The sequence below is a fragment of the Serratia rhizosphaerae genome (assembly GCF_009817885.1).
GTDB lineage: Bacteria > Pseudomonadota > Gammaproteobacteria > Enterobacterales > Enterobacteriaceae > Serratia_B > Serratia_B rhizosphaerae.
Genome location: NZ_CP041764.1, coordinates 704,413 through 719,838 on the forward strand (window position 1 = coordinate 704,413; position 15,426 = coordinate 719,838).

Annotated in this window: 14 protein-coding genes; 4 read left to right on the forward strand and 10 right to left on the reverse strand. The window is 64.3% G+C overall.

The annotated features are described in order from the left end of the window. Positions 1-23: 23 nt before the first annotated feature. Positions 24-575: a 2-thiouracil desulfurase family protein gene (locus FO014_RS03260; RefSeq protein ID WP_160027772.1), complete on the forward strand. Its 552-nt coding sequence runs from the start codon at positions 24-26 to the stop codon at positions 573-575. On the opposite strand, the gene FO014_RS03265 is transcribed toward FO014_RS03260, so the two are convergent. Beyond that, the gene (locus FO014_RS03265) at positions 502-927 is read right to left on the reverse strand and encodes an NUDIX hydrolase (RefSeq protein WP_160031339.1); all 426 of its coding nucleotides are present in this window, start codon (positions 925-927) and stop codon (positions 502-504) included. The genes FO014_RS03260 and FO014_RS03265 overlap by 74 nt on opposite strands. A 247-nt stretch (positions 928-1,174) precedes the next feature. Then, entirely contained in the window at positions 1,175-1,432 is a 258-nt protein-coding gene (locus FO014_RS03270) for a hypothetical protein (protein WP_105230290.1), read from the reverse strand. Between the two features lie 334 nt (positions 1,433-1,766). Between FO014_RS03270 and sseA the strand changes: the two genes are divergently transcribed. Next, complete coding sequence (sseA, locus tag FO014_RS03275) at positions 1,767-2,612, forward strand: 3-mercaptopyruvate sulfurtransferase (RefSeq protein ID WP_160027774.1); 846 nt, start codon at positions 1,767-1,769, stop codon at positions 2,610-2,612. A gap of 49 nt (positions 2,613-2,661) precedes the next feature. On the opposite strand, the gene urtE is transcribed toward sseA, so the two are convergent. The 8 genes from urtE to atzF all read right to left on the reverse strand — a co-directional run bounded on the left by urtE (position 2,662) and on the right by atzF (position 14,404). Further along, a complete protein-coding gene (gene urtE, locus FO014_RS03280; protein WP_160027776.1) occupies positions 2,662-3,360 on the reverse strand; it encodes an urea ABC transporter ATP-binding subunit UrtE in 699 nt (232 codons plus the stop codon). A gap of 22 nt (positions 3,361-3,382) precedes the next feature. Continuing rightward, entirely contained in the window at positions 3,383-4,189 is an 807-nt protein-coding gene (gene urtD / locus FO014_RS03285) for an urea ABC transporter ATP-binding protein UrtD (RefSeq protein WP_105230285.1), read from the reverse strand. Further along, positions 4,186-5,262, reverse strand: coding sequence for an urea ABC transporter permease subunit UrtC (urtC, locus tag FO014_RS03290; protein WP_160027778.1), 1,077 nt, complete (start codon positions 5,260-5,262; stop codon positions 4,186-4,188). Before urtC ends, urtD begins: the two co-directional genes overlap by 4 nt. Continuing rightward, positions 5,262-6,842, reverse strand: a complete 1,581-nt coding sequence (gene urtB, locus FO014_RS03295) for an urea ABC transporter permease subunit UrtB (RefSeq protein ID WP_160027780.1) — start codon at positions 6,840-6,842, stop codon at positions 5,262-5,264. The genes urtC and urtB overlap by 1 nt, the downstream gene beginning before the upstream one ends. 96 nt (positions 6,843-6,938) lie before the next feature. Next, positions 6,939-8,207 (reverse strand): urea ABC transporter substrate-binding protein, encoded by a 1,269-nt coding sequence (urtA, locus tag FO014_RS03300; protein WP_105230282.1) that lies wholly within the window; start codon positions 8,205-8,207, stop codon positions 6,939-6,941. 23 nt (positions 8,208-8,230) lie between these two features. Continuing rightward, positions 8,231-8,938, reverse strand: coding sequence for a GntR family transcriptional regulator (locus FO014_RS03305; protein WP_160031340.1), 708 nt, complete (start codon positions 8,936-8,938; stop codon positions 8,231-8,233). A gap of 10 nt (positions 8,939-8,948) precedes the next feature. After that, on the reverse strand, positions 8,949-12,569 hold the full coding sequence (uca, locus tag FO014_RS03310) for an urea carboxylase (RefSeq protein WP_160027782.1): 3,621 nt from the start codon (positions 12,567-12,569) through the stop codon (positions 8,949-8,951). Between the two features lie 2 nt (positions 12,570-12,571). Next, positions 12,572-14,404: an allophanate hydrolase gene (gene atzF / locus FO014_RS03315; RefSeq protein ID WP_160027784.1), complete on the reverse strand. Its 1,833-nt coding sequence runs from the start codon at positions 14,402-14,404 to the stop codon at positions 12,572-12,574. 153 nt (positions 14,405-14,557) lie between these two features. Between atzF and FO014_RS03320 the strand changes: the two genes are divergently transcribed. Next, positions 14,558-14,755 (forward strand): hypothetical protein, encoded by a 198-nt coding sequence (locus FO014_RS03320; protein ID WP_160027786.1) that lies wholly within the window; start codon positions 14,558-14,560, stop codon positions 14,753-14,755. Continuing rightward, positions 14,752-15,408 (forward strand): SH3 domain-containing protein, encoded by a 657-nt coding sequence (locus FO014_RS03325; RefSeq protein WP_160027788.1) that lies wholly within the window; start codon positions 14,752-14,754, stop codon positions 15,406-15,408. Before FO014_RS03320 ends, FO014_RS03325 begins: the two co-directional genes overlap by 4 nt. Positions 15,409-15,426: the final 18 nt, after the last annotated feature.

Here is a 15,426-nt window from a genome sequence, read left to right on the forward strand (position 1 = left end):
CACGATCCACAGAGATAAGATGAATGTCGCCGAAGATTTTAATCAGCGCCTGCCTGGCCGGTTTCAAAGTACGCTATAACGGTTCCGATAAGCCGCTGCTGGACGCCACGCTGGCGCGCTGGCAGCGCGAGGGACGCCTGGTGGTGTGTTGTCCGGAGCTGGCGGCGGGCTTCTCCACCCCGCGTCCGGCGGCGGAAATCAGCCCCGATGCCGACGGCGCCGCGGTGCTCGCCCAGCGGGCGCAGGTGCGTGAAACCACCGGTGCCGACGTTACCGCCCCCTACCTGCTGGGCGCGCAGCTGGCGCTGGAGACCGCACGCCGCCACGATTGCCGCTTTGCGCTGCTGACCGACGGCAGCCCCTCCTGCGGCAGCCAGCTTATCTACGACGGCAGCTTCAGCGGCCAAAGCAAACCCGGCAGCGGGGTTACCGCCGCCCTGCTGCGGCAACAGGGCATTGAGGTGTTTTCCGACCGGCAGATCGCAGCGCTGGTCGCCCGCGTCAGCGAGTACGAGCGGCAAGCAGCGCCGCCAGCCGCTGACGCAGATGGGCAATCCCCTGCGGGTGGTGAATAAATTCCTCTATCAGCATCATGCGCCAATACTGGCCTTCATCGCCAAAGCGCACGGCGGCGATCTGCCGCGCGCTGAGATCGCCCAGCATAAACCAGGTGGCCGCGTCCCCCGGTTGCCGTCCGGAATAACGACGCTGCTCACGCACCTGGGCGGCGGCGATCGTCAGGCCGAACTCCTCGTACGTTTCCCGCTGCACGCACTGCAGCGGCGTCTCCGCCCCTTCGCGCCCGCCACCGGGCAGATCCCACTGGCCGGGCCACGGTATATCGTCACGGCAGTCGCGCCGGTAGACCAGCACCTGTCCCTGATGCAGCAGCGCGATCTTTGCACCGCCAAAATCCTGCTCCGCCATCATCTTTCCTCCGCCTCAATAGCCGCCCAGCTTTACGTCATCGTGTTCTTCATACGACGGTTGTCCTGACCTTATCACCCGCAGGCCGGACTATTTCGTCAGCAATCTTCCCCGCACGACGGTTTTTTGAAATTCAGCGCACTGGCTATGATCCTGCTGCGTACAGTTTGCGACATGTTTCAGGCCGCGGCTGATGCAAAGGATTCAGAATGGTGCATCAGGGCGATCTGGGCGTCCTTCCCTTTGCCTACCTGAACCTACCCCTGACCCAATTGACCACACTCACCAGAATAGCCGCTACAACCAGCATAAGCGCCGCCAGCACCCAGAGGAATGAGGGATCGGCCTCACCGTCAGCAAAGCCTAACCCTGTAATATTCAATACATGATTGGTGGCTTGTGACAGGTAATCCAGTAGGCCACCCAGCGGAAACAATACAATGAAGAATGCCGCGACAAGACAGGCAAGCCAAATGCATAGATTAATCAATGTCGCATGACGCATAATCAGCCCTTCCCATCACTTCAACCCTGCCATAAGACATGAGTCCGCGCCCACCGGGAACACGCCTACTCCGTAAACGTGGAGTTTTAAATGCCGTCTATCGGCGGACACATCGTTATAATCCATTCTGCAAATTTGCATTAATTTAACTCTCCATGTCGTTAAAACCCCTCATATTAATGGTTAAAGATCACTCAAGACAATCAGACCGATCCTGTTTGTGAATGCCCATTAATCGGGGTGACAAGGGTAGCCTGGACGAGCGCGCCATAATGCAAGCGGAGCAATTTAGGGTATAGTAAAAATCGGTTTTCATGACGGACGAACAATCACAATGAACTCTCCTTTTCTGGTTACCCCGCAATGGCTTGAACAACATATTAACGATAGCGATCTGGTGCTGGTCGACGTGCGCATGTCGCCGGCGGGCCTGACGCCGAAAAAAGATATGCGCGCCGAATTTGAACGCGGGCATCTGCCGGGCGCGGTCTATTTCGATATCGACGACGTCGCCGACAAAAGCAGCGCGCTGCCGCATATGCTGCCGGACGCCGAGGCCTTCAGCCGCGCGGCAGGCGAGCTGGGCATCAGCGAAAACAGCACGCTGGTGTTCTATGATGAGGGCAACCAATTTTCCGCCCCGCGCGGCTGGTGGACCTTCCGCAACTTCGGCGCCAAACGGGTTTATGTGCTGGATGAGGGGATGAGCGGCTGGACGGCGCGCGGAAATGCGCTGGAAAGCGGCCCCGTTGCCCGGCAGCCTGCGGTGTTTAACGCCAGCTTCAACCCGGCGGCGGTGGTCGCCATGGCGCAGGTGGAGCAGGCACTGGGCAGCGACAACCAGATCCTCGACGCGCGCGCCGCCGCGCGTTTTTACGGCGACGCGCCGGAACCGCGCCCGGGCCTGCACTGCGGCCATATTCCCGGCAGCATCAATATTCCCTACGGCGACCTGCTGGACAACGGCCGCTTTAAATCGCTGGCGGCGCTGCGGGAAACCTTCAGCGCCAAAGGGGTCGATATTAACGGCCCGATCATCGTCAGCTGCGGCTCCGGCGTCACCGCCGCGGTGCTGGCCTTTGGCCTACAGTCGCTGGGCGCGCCGCAGGTCAGGCTGTATGACGGCTCCTGGAGCGAATGGGGCCTGCTGGACGGCAAGCAGCCGATAGCCACCAGATAAAAACCCCGCGCGCCCGCCGCCGCAGGCTTTCACCACGGCGGCGGGCGGTTTAAATCGCCACCAGCGCCCTGGCGCCCTCCCGCTCCATATCGGCGCCCGCGCCGCGCTGCACAATGCTGCCGCGCGCCATCACCAGGTAGCTGTCCGCCAGTTCGGCGGCGAAGTCATAAAACTGCTCCACCAGCAGGATCGCCATCTCCCCCTGCGCCGCCAGCTGTCCGATCACCGCGCCAATCTCCTTAATCACCGACGGCTGAATGCCTTCAGTAGGCTCATCCAGAATCAGCAGGCTCGGCCGGCAGGCCAGCGCCCGGCCGATCGCCAGCTGTTGCTGCTGGCCGCCGGACAGATCGCCGCCGCGCCGGTGCTTCATCTGCGCCAGTACCGGAAACAGCTGATAAATGCTGTCCGGCACGCGTTTCGCCTCTGCGGCGGCAAAGCGCGACAGCCCCATCAGCAGGTTCTCCTCCACCGTCAGCCGTGGGAAAATCTCGCGCCCCTGCGGCACATAGGCGATGCCGGCCTGCACCCGCTGATGGGTTTTGCGCCCATTGATGCGCTGTCCCTGCCAGCAGATATCGCCGCTTTTCGCCGGCAGCAGTCCCATCAGGCATTTCAGCAGGGTGGTTTTGCCCACGCCGTTGCGCCCCAGCAGGCAGGTCACTTCGCCAATCCGCGCCTCAAAAGAGACGCCGCGCAGAATATGGCTGCCGCCGTAATATTGGTTCAGCTCGTTCACTTGCAGCATCACACTTTCCTCATTATTCGCTTCAGCGGCCCAGATAGACCTCAATCACCCGTTCGTCAGCCTGCACCTGCGCCAGCGAACCTTCCGCCAGCACCTGCCCCTGATGCAGCACCGTCACGCGATCGGCGATGGCTTCGACAAACCCCATATCGTGCTCCACCACCATCAGCGAATGGCTGCCCGCCAGGGATTTGAACAGTTCGGCGGTGTATTCGGTTTCCGCATCGGTCATGCCGGCCGCCGGCTCATCCAGCAGCAGCAGATGCGGCTCCTGTACCAGCAGCATGCCGATTTCCAGAAACTGCTTCTGGCCGTGCGACAGCAGCCCGGCCGGCCGGTGACGCTGGCTGGTCAGCCGCAGCGTCTGCAGCATCTGCTCGATGCGGTCGCGCTGCTCGCCGCTCAGTCTGGCGCGCAGGCAGGCCCACACCGATTTGGGGTTCTTCTGCGCGATCTCCAGGTTCTCAAACACCGTCAGCGCTTCAAACACCGTCGGTTTTTGAAACTTGCGGCCAATGCCGGCCTGCGCGATCCGGATCGGATCCATCGCCGTCAGATCGCGCGTCTGATCGTAAAACACCCGTCCGTTGTCCGGTCGCGTTTTGCCGGTGATCACATCCATCAGCGTGGTTTTGCCCGCGCCGTTCGGCCCGATCACGCAGCGCAGTTCGCCGACGCCGATCTGCAGCGACAGATCGCGCAGCGCATGGAAGCCGTCGAAGCTGACGTTGATGCTCTCCAGCTGCAGCACCGGGTCGGTCTGCCCGCGGCGCTTATCGGCCGGCAGCGGATGGGTAAACAGCTCATCGGTCATTTGCATGGCGTTCATGATGATTTCCTCCGGCGCAGCAGGCCAATCACGCCCTGCGGCAGAAACAGCGTCACCACGATAAACATCAGCCCGAGGAACAGCTGCCAGTACTCCGGCATCGCCACGGTGAACCAGCTCTTGGCGCCGTTGACGATGCCCGCGCCGAGCAACGGCCCGACCAACGTGCCGCGTCCGCCCAGCGCCACCCAGATGGCGGCCTCGATCGAGTTGGTGGGCGACATCTCGCCGGGATTGATAATGCCCACCTGCGGCACATACAGCGCGCCGGCCAGCCCGCACAGCACCGCCGACAGCGTCCAGACAAACAGCTTGAAGCCGCGCGGCTGATAGCCGCAGAACGTCAGGCGGTTCTCCGCGTCGCGCACCGCCGTCAGCACGCGGCCGAATTTACTGCGCGCCAGCGCAAACCCCACTCCCAGGCTGACGATCAGCAGCAGCACCGTCGCCAGAAACAGCGCCACGCGGGTGCCGGTCGCCGTAATCGGCGCCCCCAGCAGCGTGGTGAAGCCGGTAAAGCCGTTATTGCCGCCAAAGCCGGTTTCGTTACGGAAAAACAGCAGCATGCCGGCGTAGGTCAGCGCCTGCGTCATGATGGAGAAGTACACCCCTTTGATTTTTGAGCGGAAGGCGAAGTAGCCGAACACCAGCGCCAGCACGCCCGGCGCCAGCACGATCAGGCACAATGCCCAGGCAAAATATTGCGTGCCGCTCCAGAACCACGGCAGTTCGCTCCACGACAGAAACGACATAAACGCCGGCAGGCCGTCGCCGGCGGCCTGACGCATCAGGTACATACCCATCGCATAGCCGCCGAGGGCAAAGAACAGGCCGTGGCCGAGCGACAGCAGCCCGGCGTAGCCCCACACCAGATCCAGCGCCACCGCCACCACGGCGTAACACAGAATTTTTCCCGTCAGCGTCAGGGTGTAGGTGGAGATCGCCAGCGGGTGCGTGGCCGGCAGCAGCGCCAGAAACGGCATGATTAACAGCGCCAGCACCAGCAGCGTGCCGAGGGTCAGCGCCGTACGCGGCGCTTTCTGCACGCCGCTGAGGGTTAATGGTTGGCTCATCAGTCAATCACCCTGCCCTTCAGGGCGAACAGCCCTTGAGGACGTTTCTGAATAAACAGGATAATCAGCGCCAGAATCAGGATTTTACCCAGCACGGCGCCAATCTGCGGTTCAAGAATTTTATTGACGATGCCGAGGCCGAACGCCGCCGCCACCGTACCGGCCAGCTGTCCGACGCCGCCCAGCACCACCACCAGAAACGAGTCGATGATATAGCCCTGCCCCAGTTCCGGCCCGACGTTGCCCAGCTGCGACAGCGCCACGCCGCCCAGCCCGGCGATGCCGGAGCCTAAACCAAACGCCAGCATATCCACCCGCCCGGTCGGCACGCCGCAGCTGGCGGCCATCGCACGGTTTTGCGTCACCGCACGCACGTTCATTCCCAGACGGGTTTTGTTCAGCAGCAGCCAGGTGAGCAGCAGCACCAGCGCCACAAACACGATCACCGCGATGCGGTTCCACGGCAGCACCAGATTCGGCAGCAGTTGGATACCGCCCGACAGCCAGGCCGGGTTGGCGACCTCGACGTTCTGCGCGCCGAACAGCAGCCGCACCAGTTGGATCAGCACCAGGCTGATGCCCCAGGTCGCCAGCAGCGTTTCCAGCGGCCGGCCATAGAGGTGGCGGATCACCGTGCGTTCAAGCAGCATGCCGATACCGGCGGTCACGGCGAACGCCGCCGGCAGTGCCGCCAGCGGATAGAACGCCAGCCACTGCGGCGCCAACTGCTGGAACGCCCCCTGCACCAGATAGGCCGCGTAGGCGCCGAGCATCAGCATCTCGCCGTGGGCCATATTGATCACCCCGAGCAGGCCGTAGGTGATCGCCAGCCCGAGCGCCGCCAGCAGCAGGATCGACCCCAGCGACAGGCCGGTAAACGCCTGGCCGAGCAGATCGCCGATCATCAGCCGCTGTTTGACGCTGGCCAGGCTCTGCTGTGCGGCGGCTCGCACCGCAGCGTCCGGCTCGCCGTCCGCTTCGCTCAGCGCCTGCAGCCGCGCCTGGGTCTGCGGATCGCCCGATTCGCCCAGCAGCTGCACCGCCTGCAGACGCACCTGCGGATCGGCGTCGCTCAGCTGCAGATTGGCCAGCGCGATGCGCAGCGCCTCGCGCACCGCCTCATCCTGCTCCTGCATCAACCGCTGCCGCAGCAGCGGCCGCTGGTCGCGCTGCGCGTCACGCTGCAGCGTCTGCGCCGCCTGCAGCCGCGCCGCCTTATCGCCGCTCACCAGCTGCTGCGCCGCCAGCGCGTTGGCGGTCAGAATGCGCAACCGGTTATTCAGCCGCACTTTTTTCGGCGTTCCCTGCGGCGCGGCGTCCCCTTCCAGCGGCGTCCAGGCGCCGTTCTGGCGGGTAAATACGCGCCCGGCGGCGTCCACCGCCAGGTTCTCCTGTTTCAGCGCCCGCAACAGCGGCAGGCGTGCGGCATCGGGCGCGCTCGCCCAGCCCTGCAGTAATTTGGCCTGCTGGCTGCGGCCGGCGGCGGCGAAATCGCCGGCCGGCCCGGCCTGCGCCCACAGCGGCAGGCAGCACAGCAGCCAGAGTAGTGGCCGCAGTCGGGATAAAAATAAAGATTGCATCGGGCTGCCCCTCTGTCGGGGCCGGAACGTCCGGCCCCTGTCGTTTGTCGGTGCGTCAGCGGGCGCGGCAAGCCGCATGCCGGCGACGCGGCACGCTTAATTGCCCCCTTTCACCGGCCGGTCAGACTTTTTATCATTGCCGGCGATATACGGGCTCCACGGCTGCGCGCGCAGCGGCTGCTCACTCTGCCACACCACGTTGAACTGACCGTTGTCTTCAATTTCGCCAATCATCACCGGCTTGTGCAGGTGGTGGTTGACGGCGTCCATCGTCAGCGTCACGCCCGACGGCGCAGCAAAGCTCTGGCCGGCCATCGCGGCGCGCACCTTATCGACGTCGGTGGTGCCGGCTTTTTCCACCGCCTGCGCCCACATATGGATGCCGACATAGGTCGCTTCCATCGGATCGTTGGTGACCGCATTGGCGCTGTTCGGCAGGTTGTGCGCCTTGGCATAGGCGCGCCACTCGGCGACAAACTTCTGGTTGGTCGGATTATCCAGCGACTGGAAATAGTTCCACGCCGCCAGATTGCCGACCAGCGGCTTGGTATCGATGCCGCGCAGCTCCTCCTCCCCGACCGAGAAGGCGATCACCGGCACGTCGGTGGCCTTGATGCCCTGATTGGCCAGCTCTTTATAGAAAGGCACGTTGGAGTCGCCGTTGATGGTGGAGATCACCGCCGTATTGCCGCCGGCGGCGAATTTCTTGATGTTGGCGACGATGGTCTGATAATCGCTGTAGCCGAACGGCGTATACACCTCGGCGATATCCTTATCCTGTACGCCTTTCGTATGTAAAAAGGCGCGCAGGATCTTGTTGGTGGTGCGCGGGTAAACGTAGTCGGTGCCCAGCAGGAAGAAGCGCTTGGCGCCGCCGCCGTCTTCGCTCATCAGATATTCCACCGCCGGAATGGCCTGCTGATTCGGCGCCGCGCCGGTATAGAACACGTTCGGCGACATCTCCTCCCCTTCATACTGCACCGGATAGAACAGCAGGCCGTTCAGCTCCTCGAACACCGGCAGCACCGATTTGCGCGATACCGAGGTCCAGCAGCCAAACACCACCGCCGCCTTATCCTGCGTCAGCAGCTGGCGCGCCTTCTCGGCGAACAGCGGCCAGTTGGAGGCCGGGTCGACCACCACCGGCTCCAGCTTTTTCCCCAGCACCCCGCCCTTGGCGTTGATGTCGTCAATGGTCATCAGCGCCACGTCCTTCAGCGGCGTTTCCGAAATGGCCATGGTGCCGGACAGCGAGTGCAGAATGCCGACCTTGATGGTGTCGGCGGCCTGTGCGCTCCACGCCAGCCCGATGCCGAGCAGGCTGACGGACAGGGCGCAGGCTTTGATAAAATGACGATGTGGCATAATTCGACTCCTGGTGAAAGTGATCAAGACGCTGGCCCCTGCTGTAAACGCGCCTGATGCAGGCGGTGCAGGGTTATTTTTCGGACTTCGGCCTTACTGACGGCAATGTGATCGCTAAGCAGCGTTTGCGCCTCCTCGGTGTGACGTTGCGAAATGGCCCGCAGAATCGCGGCGTGTTCCTGATAGGTCGCATCGACCCGTTGATCCTGGGTAAAGTCCAGCCGGCGGATGATGCGGATTTTTTCGGTGACGTCGCGGTGAATACGCGCCATCTCGCCGTTGCCGGCGGCGGCCACCAGCGCCATATGAAACTGTTCGTCGTGCCGCGAGACGCTTTTGCCGTCCTCCAGGCGCGGCGCGTCGATCCAAAAACGCGTCAGCTCCGCCAGCGCCGGCGGCGTCTCACCCGTCGGGCGGGCGCACAGACGCTTCAGCGCCTCCCGCTCCAGTACGATGCGCAGGTCGTACAGCTGTTCGAAATAGTCAAAATCAAACGGCCGCACCTGCCAGCCGCTGCGGAAATGCACGTCGACGTAGCCCTCCCGCTCCAGCCGGAACAGCGCCTGACGCACCGGCGTGCGGCTGGCCGCCATCCGCCCGGCAATCTCGCTCTCGCTGAAGCGGTCGCCCGGCAGCAGGCGAAAATCGAAAATCTCATCCTTCAACTGCTGGTAGATGCGCTCCGCCAGCCCCTCCGGCCGCGCCTTATGGCGGTTATTGGTCAGTTGCATCATGGTCTCCTCATCCGGCACGTTCCAGCCACAGCAGGGCGTCGCCCGGCCCGACCGGCCGCCCCGGCTGGCAGCCGATGCGCTTGATCACCCCGGCGCGCGGCGCGGTGACCGCCAGCTCCATTTTCATCGCCTCCACCACGATCAGCGGCTGGCCGGCGGCCACCGTCTGGCCCGGCTCGACCAACACCTTCCAGACGTTGCCGTTCAGGTCGGCGCTGACCAGATCGCCGTCCACCTCTTCTTCATCCGCCGCCGGCAGAAGCTGCGCTTCCGGCTCGCTTTCCTGCGTCTGCCAGCGCGCCACCTCGCCGGCGAACGCCTGTTGCTGCCGCTGGCGGAACGCGTCGATCTCGCCGGCGTTATCCGCCAGGAAGCGGCGATACTCGGCAAAGTCGAACTCGCTGTGCTCTATGCGGATCGTCATGCGGCCGGCGCGGAACGCTTCGCGCTGCGCCTCCAGCTCCTGCTCGCTGACCGGGTAGAAACGCACCTGATCGAAAAAGCGCAGCAGCCACGGTTCGCCGGCGCTGAACTGCGGATTGGTCAGGAACTTGTTCCAGATCGGCAGCGTACGCCCGACCAACTGATAGCCCCCCGGCGAATCCATGCCGTAGATGCACATATACATGCCGCCGATGCCGACGGTGCCTTCGGCGGTGTGGGTGCGCGCCGGGTTGTATTTCGAACTCAGCAGGCGATGGCGCGGGTCCAGCGGCACCGCGCAGGGCGCGCCGAGATACACATCGCCCAGGCCGAGAATCAGGTAGCTGGCGTCAAACAGGATGTCGCGCACCTGTTCACGGCGGCTCAGCCCGTTGATGCGCTGAATAAAATCGACGTTATTCGGCAGCCATGGTGCCTCGGCGCGCACGGTTTGCCGGTAGCGCTCCACCGCGTCCAGCGTCGCGCTGTCCTCAAAGGCCATCGGCAGATGGACAATACGCGTCGGCACCTTCAGATTGCTGACGTCCTCCAGCGAGCGCTCGCGCGTCAGCAGCCGCGACAGCAAATCCTGCTGAGCGATGATGCGGCTGTCATAACGAATCTGCAGCGAACGCACGCCGGGCGCCAGTTCCTCAACGCCGGCTATCGTCTGCGCCTGCAGCGACTGCATCAGCAGATGGATACGCAGACGCGACGCCAGATCCAGCACGTTGTCGCCGTACTCCATCAGCAGGTAGCCGTCCCCCGCCTGACGATAGGTCACCGCCGGCAGGCCGTTATCCGCCTCAAGACGCGCCAGCACCGCGGCCGACACCGTCCCCGTCGGCGCCAGCGACGGCGGCGGCAACGAGATGGCTTTTACCGCCGCCAGCGCCTCAATGCTGCCGAGCTGCGCCTGCTCCAGCGACTGCGCCTGCTTGAAGCTGATGGGGTGAAAGCGGATGCGGTCGCCCGGCTTCACCTGCCCCACTTTCCACAGCTCCGCGCGGGCGATGGTCACCGGACAGACAAAGCCGCCGAGGCTCGGCCCGTCGCGGGTCAGGATCACCGGAAAATCGCCGGTAAAGTTGATCGCGCCGATGGCGTATTCACAGTCGTGCACGTTGGACGGATGCAGGCCGGCCTCGCCGCCGTCCTGCCGCGCCCACGCCGGCTTCGGCCCGGACAGGCGCACGCCCAGCCGGTTGGAGTTGTAATGCACCTGCCATTCGCTGGCGAAGAAGGCGTCGATGGATTCCTCGGTGAAGAAGTCCGGCGCGCCGTGCGGGCCGTACAGCACGCCGATATGCCAGACCTCGCCGTACTGCGGGATCAGGCTGGCGTCCAGCGCCTGCGGCGCGGCGATCGGCGCCGGCGTGGTGCTGGCGGGTAACTGAGGCCGGGCAACGGACAGCATATCGGCCACCCGCAGCGTACGGCCGGCGTGGCCGCCGAACTGGCCAAGCGCGAAGGTGGAGCGGCTGCCCAGATAGAGCGGCACGTCAATGCCGTTGCGCACCGCCAGGTAAGTGCGGCAGCCGCGGCTGGCGCGGCCGAGCGTCAGTACCTGCCCGGCGCGCACCGCCACCGGCCGCCAGTACTCCAGCGCCACGTCGTCCAGCGTCGCCGGGCAGTCGGCGCCGGTCAGCGCAATGGTGGCGTCGCAGTGGAAGCGCAGCGTCGGCCCCTGCAGGGTAAATTCCAGCCCGGCTGCGCTCGGATGGTTGCCGACGATGCGGTTCGCCAGCCGGAAGGCGAAATCATCCATCGGCCCGGACGGCGGCACGCCGATATCCCAGTAGCCAAGGCGGCCGGGGTAGTCCTGCACGCTGCTGTAAGTGCCGGGCTGCAGCACCTCGATGCAGTGAGGCTGATAGACGAATTCATCCAGCAGGCCGGTCCAGACCTCGCCGGCGCGGAAAGCGTCGGTCGCCACCACCTGGCGCAGATAGTCCAGGTTGGTGGCGATGCCGTGCAGCCGCGTGGCATCCAGCGCCTGCTGCATCTTCTCCAGCGCCGCGGCCCGATCCTCACCGTAGACGATCAGTTTGGCGATCAGCGGGTCATAAAACGCGGAAACTTCACTGCCGCTGCTGACCCAGCCGTCGACGCGCGTCTCCGGCGGAAACGCCACCTCGGTCAGTACGCCGGGGCTGGGCTGGAAGTTCTTCAGCGGATCTTCCGCATAAATGCGCGCCTCGATCGCCGCCCCGCGCGGCGCGCGCAGCAGCGCCGTCCAGTCCGGCTCATCGCCCGCCGCCACCTGCAGCATGCACTCAATCAGATCCAGGCCGGTCACCATCTCCGTCACCGGATGCTCCACCTGCAGGCGGGTGTTCACCTCCAGGAAATAGAACTCATCGCGCCCGGCGTCATAGATAAACTCCACCGTCCCGGCGCTGCGATAGCTGACCGATTCCCCCAGCGCCACCGCCGCCTGATGCAGCGCCTGACGGGTCGCCGCCGGCAGATGCGGCGCGGGCGTCTCCTCCACCACCTTCTGGTTGCGGCGCTGCAGCGAGCAGTCGCGCTCGCCCAGCGCCGCCACCCGTCCCTGACCGTCGCCGAAAATCTGTACCTCGACGTGGCGCGCCCGGTCGACAAAGCGCTCAAGAAACGCGCCGGCATCGCGGAAAAACTGTTCACCCATGCGTTTGACGCCGTCATAGGCCTCGCGCAGCGCCGCTTCGTTATCGCAGCGCGTCAGGCCGATGCCGCCGCCGCCGGCGGTGCTTTTCAGCATTACCGGATAGCCGATGCGCGCCGCCGCGCTGACCGCCTCTTCCACATTCGCCAGCAGGCCGGTGCCCGGCGTCATCGGCACCCCGGCCGCCGCCGCCAGTTCACGCGCCCGGTGCTTAAGGCCGAACTCGCGGATTTGCTGCGCCGTCGGGCCGATAAACGCCACGCCGGCCGCGGCGCAGGCATCGGCAAATTCGGCGCTTTCCGACAGGAAGCCGTAGCCGGGGTAGATCGCCTGCGCGCCGGTCTGCGCCGCCGCCGCCAGAATTTTGTCAATGCGCAGATAGCTGTCGGCGGCCTTGTCGCCCCCCAGCGCCACGGCGTGATCCGCTGCGCTCACGTGCGGCGCATTGCGGTCGGCATCGGAGTAAACCGCCACGCTGGTCACGCCCAGACGTTTCAAGGTGCGGATCGCACGGCAGGCGATTTCGCCGCGGTTGGCAATCAATACGGTGGTAAACATGCTCAAGCCTCCTTCTCTGCGCCGGCGCGATATGCGCGCCAGCCGCCAAATGCGGTAATATCCGTCGCCCCTGCCAGCGCCCATGGCTCGCAGATAAAGCCTTTCACCCGTCGCCCGTCCGCCAGCAGCAGCGTGCCGATGCCCAGCGGCGGCGGCACTTCGGCAACAAACTCGCCAAAGCGCGCCAGCGGGATGTCCCACAGCTCCACCTCAATTGCCGCGCCGTCCTCCGTTTTCACCAGACCCGGCTTCGGCGGCTGCGTATCGGCCAGCGCATACAGCCGGTAACACGGCGCGGTGGTGGTCTGCTCCGCCAGCACCGCCTGCCGCTGCGTCAGCTGCGCGTTGAGCGGCATACCGCGAAGGTGCGCGCCCACCACGGCGACGCGCACATGCTGCGGCGCAGGCGCCAGCGGCGGCTGTGCCGGCAGCGCACGCCCGGTAGCGCCGAGCGACAGCCCCAGTTGCTGCTGCCAGCGCTGGCCGAATGCCGCCAGCGCGCGATCGTGCCAGGCCGGCGCGATCAGCGTGATGCCGGCGGGCAGGCCATCGGCGCGCAGCGCGCCCGGCAACGCCAGCGCGCTGAGGTCGGCCAGATTGGTGAAGTTGGTGTAGGTGCCGAACTGCGAATTGAACAACACCGGCTCCTGCGCCATTTCCGCCAGCGTGCGGATCGTCGGTGAGGTCGGCACTACCAGCGCGTCGAACTGCGCCAGCAGCCGGTTGATCTCACGCGCCAGCTCGGCGCGCAGGTATTCGGCGCGATAGGCATCACAGGCGCTGTAACGCAGGCCGTTGCCGACAATATCGCGCACCACCGGGTTCATCGCCCCGGGGTCATCGCTGAGCATGCCCGCCACCGCCACGGTGCGCTCGGCCACCCACGGCCCTTCGTACAGCTGCTGCGCCAGTTGGCGGAACGGGGTGAAATCGATCGTTTCCAGCTGCGCGCCGCCCTCCCGCAGCTGCGTCAGCGCCGCCTGAAACGCCTGCTCTGCCTGCGGGTCGCCGCAGAACGACGGCGCATCCGGCACGGCAAAGCGCGGCGCGGCCGGCAGATCCGCCGGCGCCGTCTGTGGATTCACGCGGGAATAGGCGTCGTCGGCATCATAGCCGCCGGCCAGTTCGGCGACGCAGGCAGCGTCGGCCACCGTCAGCGCAAAGATGGAGACGCAGTCATTAAGGCGACAGGCCGGCACCACGCCGCGGTTCGACAGCCAGCCTTTGGTTGGTTTTAAACCGACGATATGATTAAACCCGGCCGGTACGCGGCCGGAGCCGGCGGTGTCGGTGCCGAGTGCAAACGGCGTCAGCCCGCGCGCCACCACCGACGCCGAGCCGGAGCTGGAGCCGCCGCTGACATACTGCGGATTGAAGCTGTTCACCACCGCGCCATACGGCGAACGGGTGCCGACCAGACCGGTGGCGAACTGATCGAGGTTGGTTTTGCCGATAACGACAGCGCCGGCGGCGCGCAGCCTGGCGACGACGGCGGCATCCTCATCGGCCTGATAGGTAAATGCCGGGCAGGCCGCCGACGTTGGCCAGCCGCCGACATCAATGTTGTCTTTAACCGCAAACGGCACGCCGAACAGCGGCAGACGGCTGAGGTCCCCGGCTACCGCCGCCAGGCGCTGCGCCAGCTGCTGATACTGCGCCTCACACTGCCGCGCGTCGGGCAGGTAAATCCAGGCGTTGTCGTTACGGTCAAGGCTGGCGACAAGTTGAGAAAGCGTGGCGGCGACGCAGGCGATACGCTCCGCCGCCGGCTGCGTCTGGTAGTAGCGCTGCCACTCGCTGAGGGTAAATCCGTGTTGCTTAACAGGCTGGGTCATCGGCTGAATTCCATCTAGTACACAAGATTGAATCCAGCAGAGCAACGCCCGTGCCAGTTTTTTATTTATTTGATTTTAAATGATTAATTAAAAACAATGCGCGGCGCGTGCAAAAAACGCGCACCAACGGCGCGCAGATACTGAACAAAAAAGGTGCAGAAAAACGCCTATCAATCAGATACCGACGGATGCCTGCTGATTGGCTCATCCAGGGGAGTTGATTTTGTCGGCAACAGCGTCAAAAAGTTAAAAGAGCTGAAAAATTTTATCACCAGCAAAGGAATAAATAACTTCAGCGTGACGATCAAGTCTTGCTATTCTGCTGCCTGCCATATCCAGGAGGGATTATGATTAGAACACTGATGCTCGCCCTGCTGCTGTCGCTCAGCGTGCAGCCGGCGCTGGCCGAAGCACAGACGTTCAACGGCGTGCTGCAGGCCTATTGGCTGCCTGTCTGGCATGAAGACGTCAATCAGCCGCAGCTGACATACCGTTTCTTCCCGGATGAATCGTCGGCCGCCAAGGGAAAAGTCATCAACCTGCGCCAGCCCGCTCTCGATCTCAAACGGCTGCAGCAGGATCACCCGGAGTTTATCGCCCGGCGGCAGGGGCACGTGGAGTATTACGGTACGCTGAAGGTTAGCGAGTCAACCGCATATAACGAGTGCGGCCTGGACTTTTATGAGGCGCAAAAGGCCGCGTTTACGCCCAAAGCGCCGCAGCCTTTCGATATTGAACAACTGGAAAAGCAAAGCGGCTGTCAGTCCTACCCCTGGCTGCTCAGCTATCAGCTAAAAGCGGACGGCGGCGGCGCCGTGCTCAGAGCCGCGCCCGATAGCAGCGCCGAGGCCGTCGCCCAACTCTCCGGCGACCGGCCACTGGTGCAAATCAGGCAGGTCAACGCCGACTGGGTGCAGGTCGCACTCTATGATGCCGCCAACCAGCCGCCGATGGGCAAGACGCGCGGCTATATTGAACTGCGCCATCTGCAGCCGCTCAACTAGCGCGCCGCAAAAAAAAGC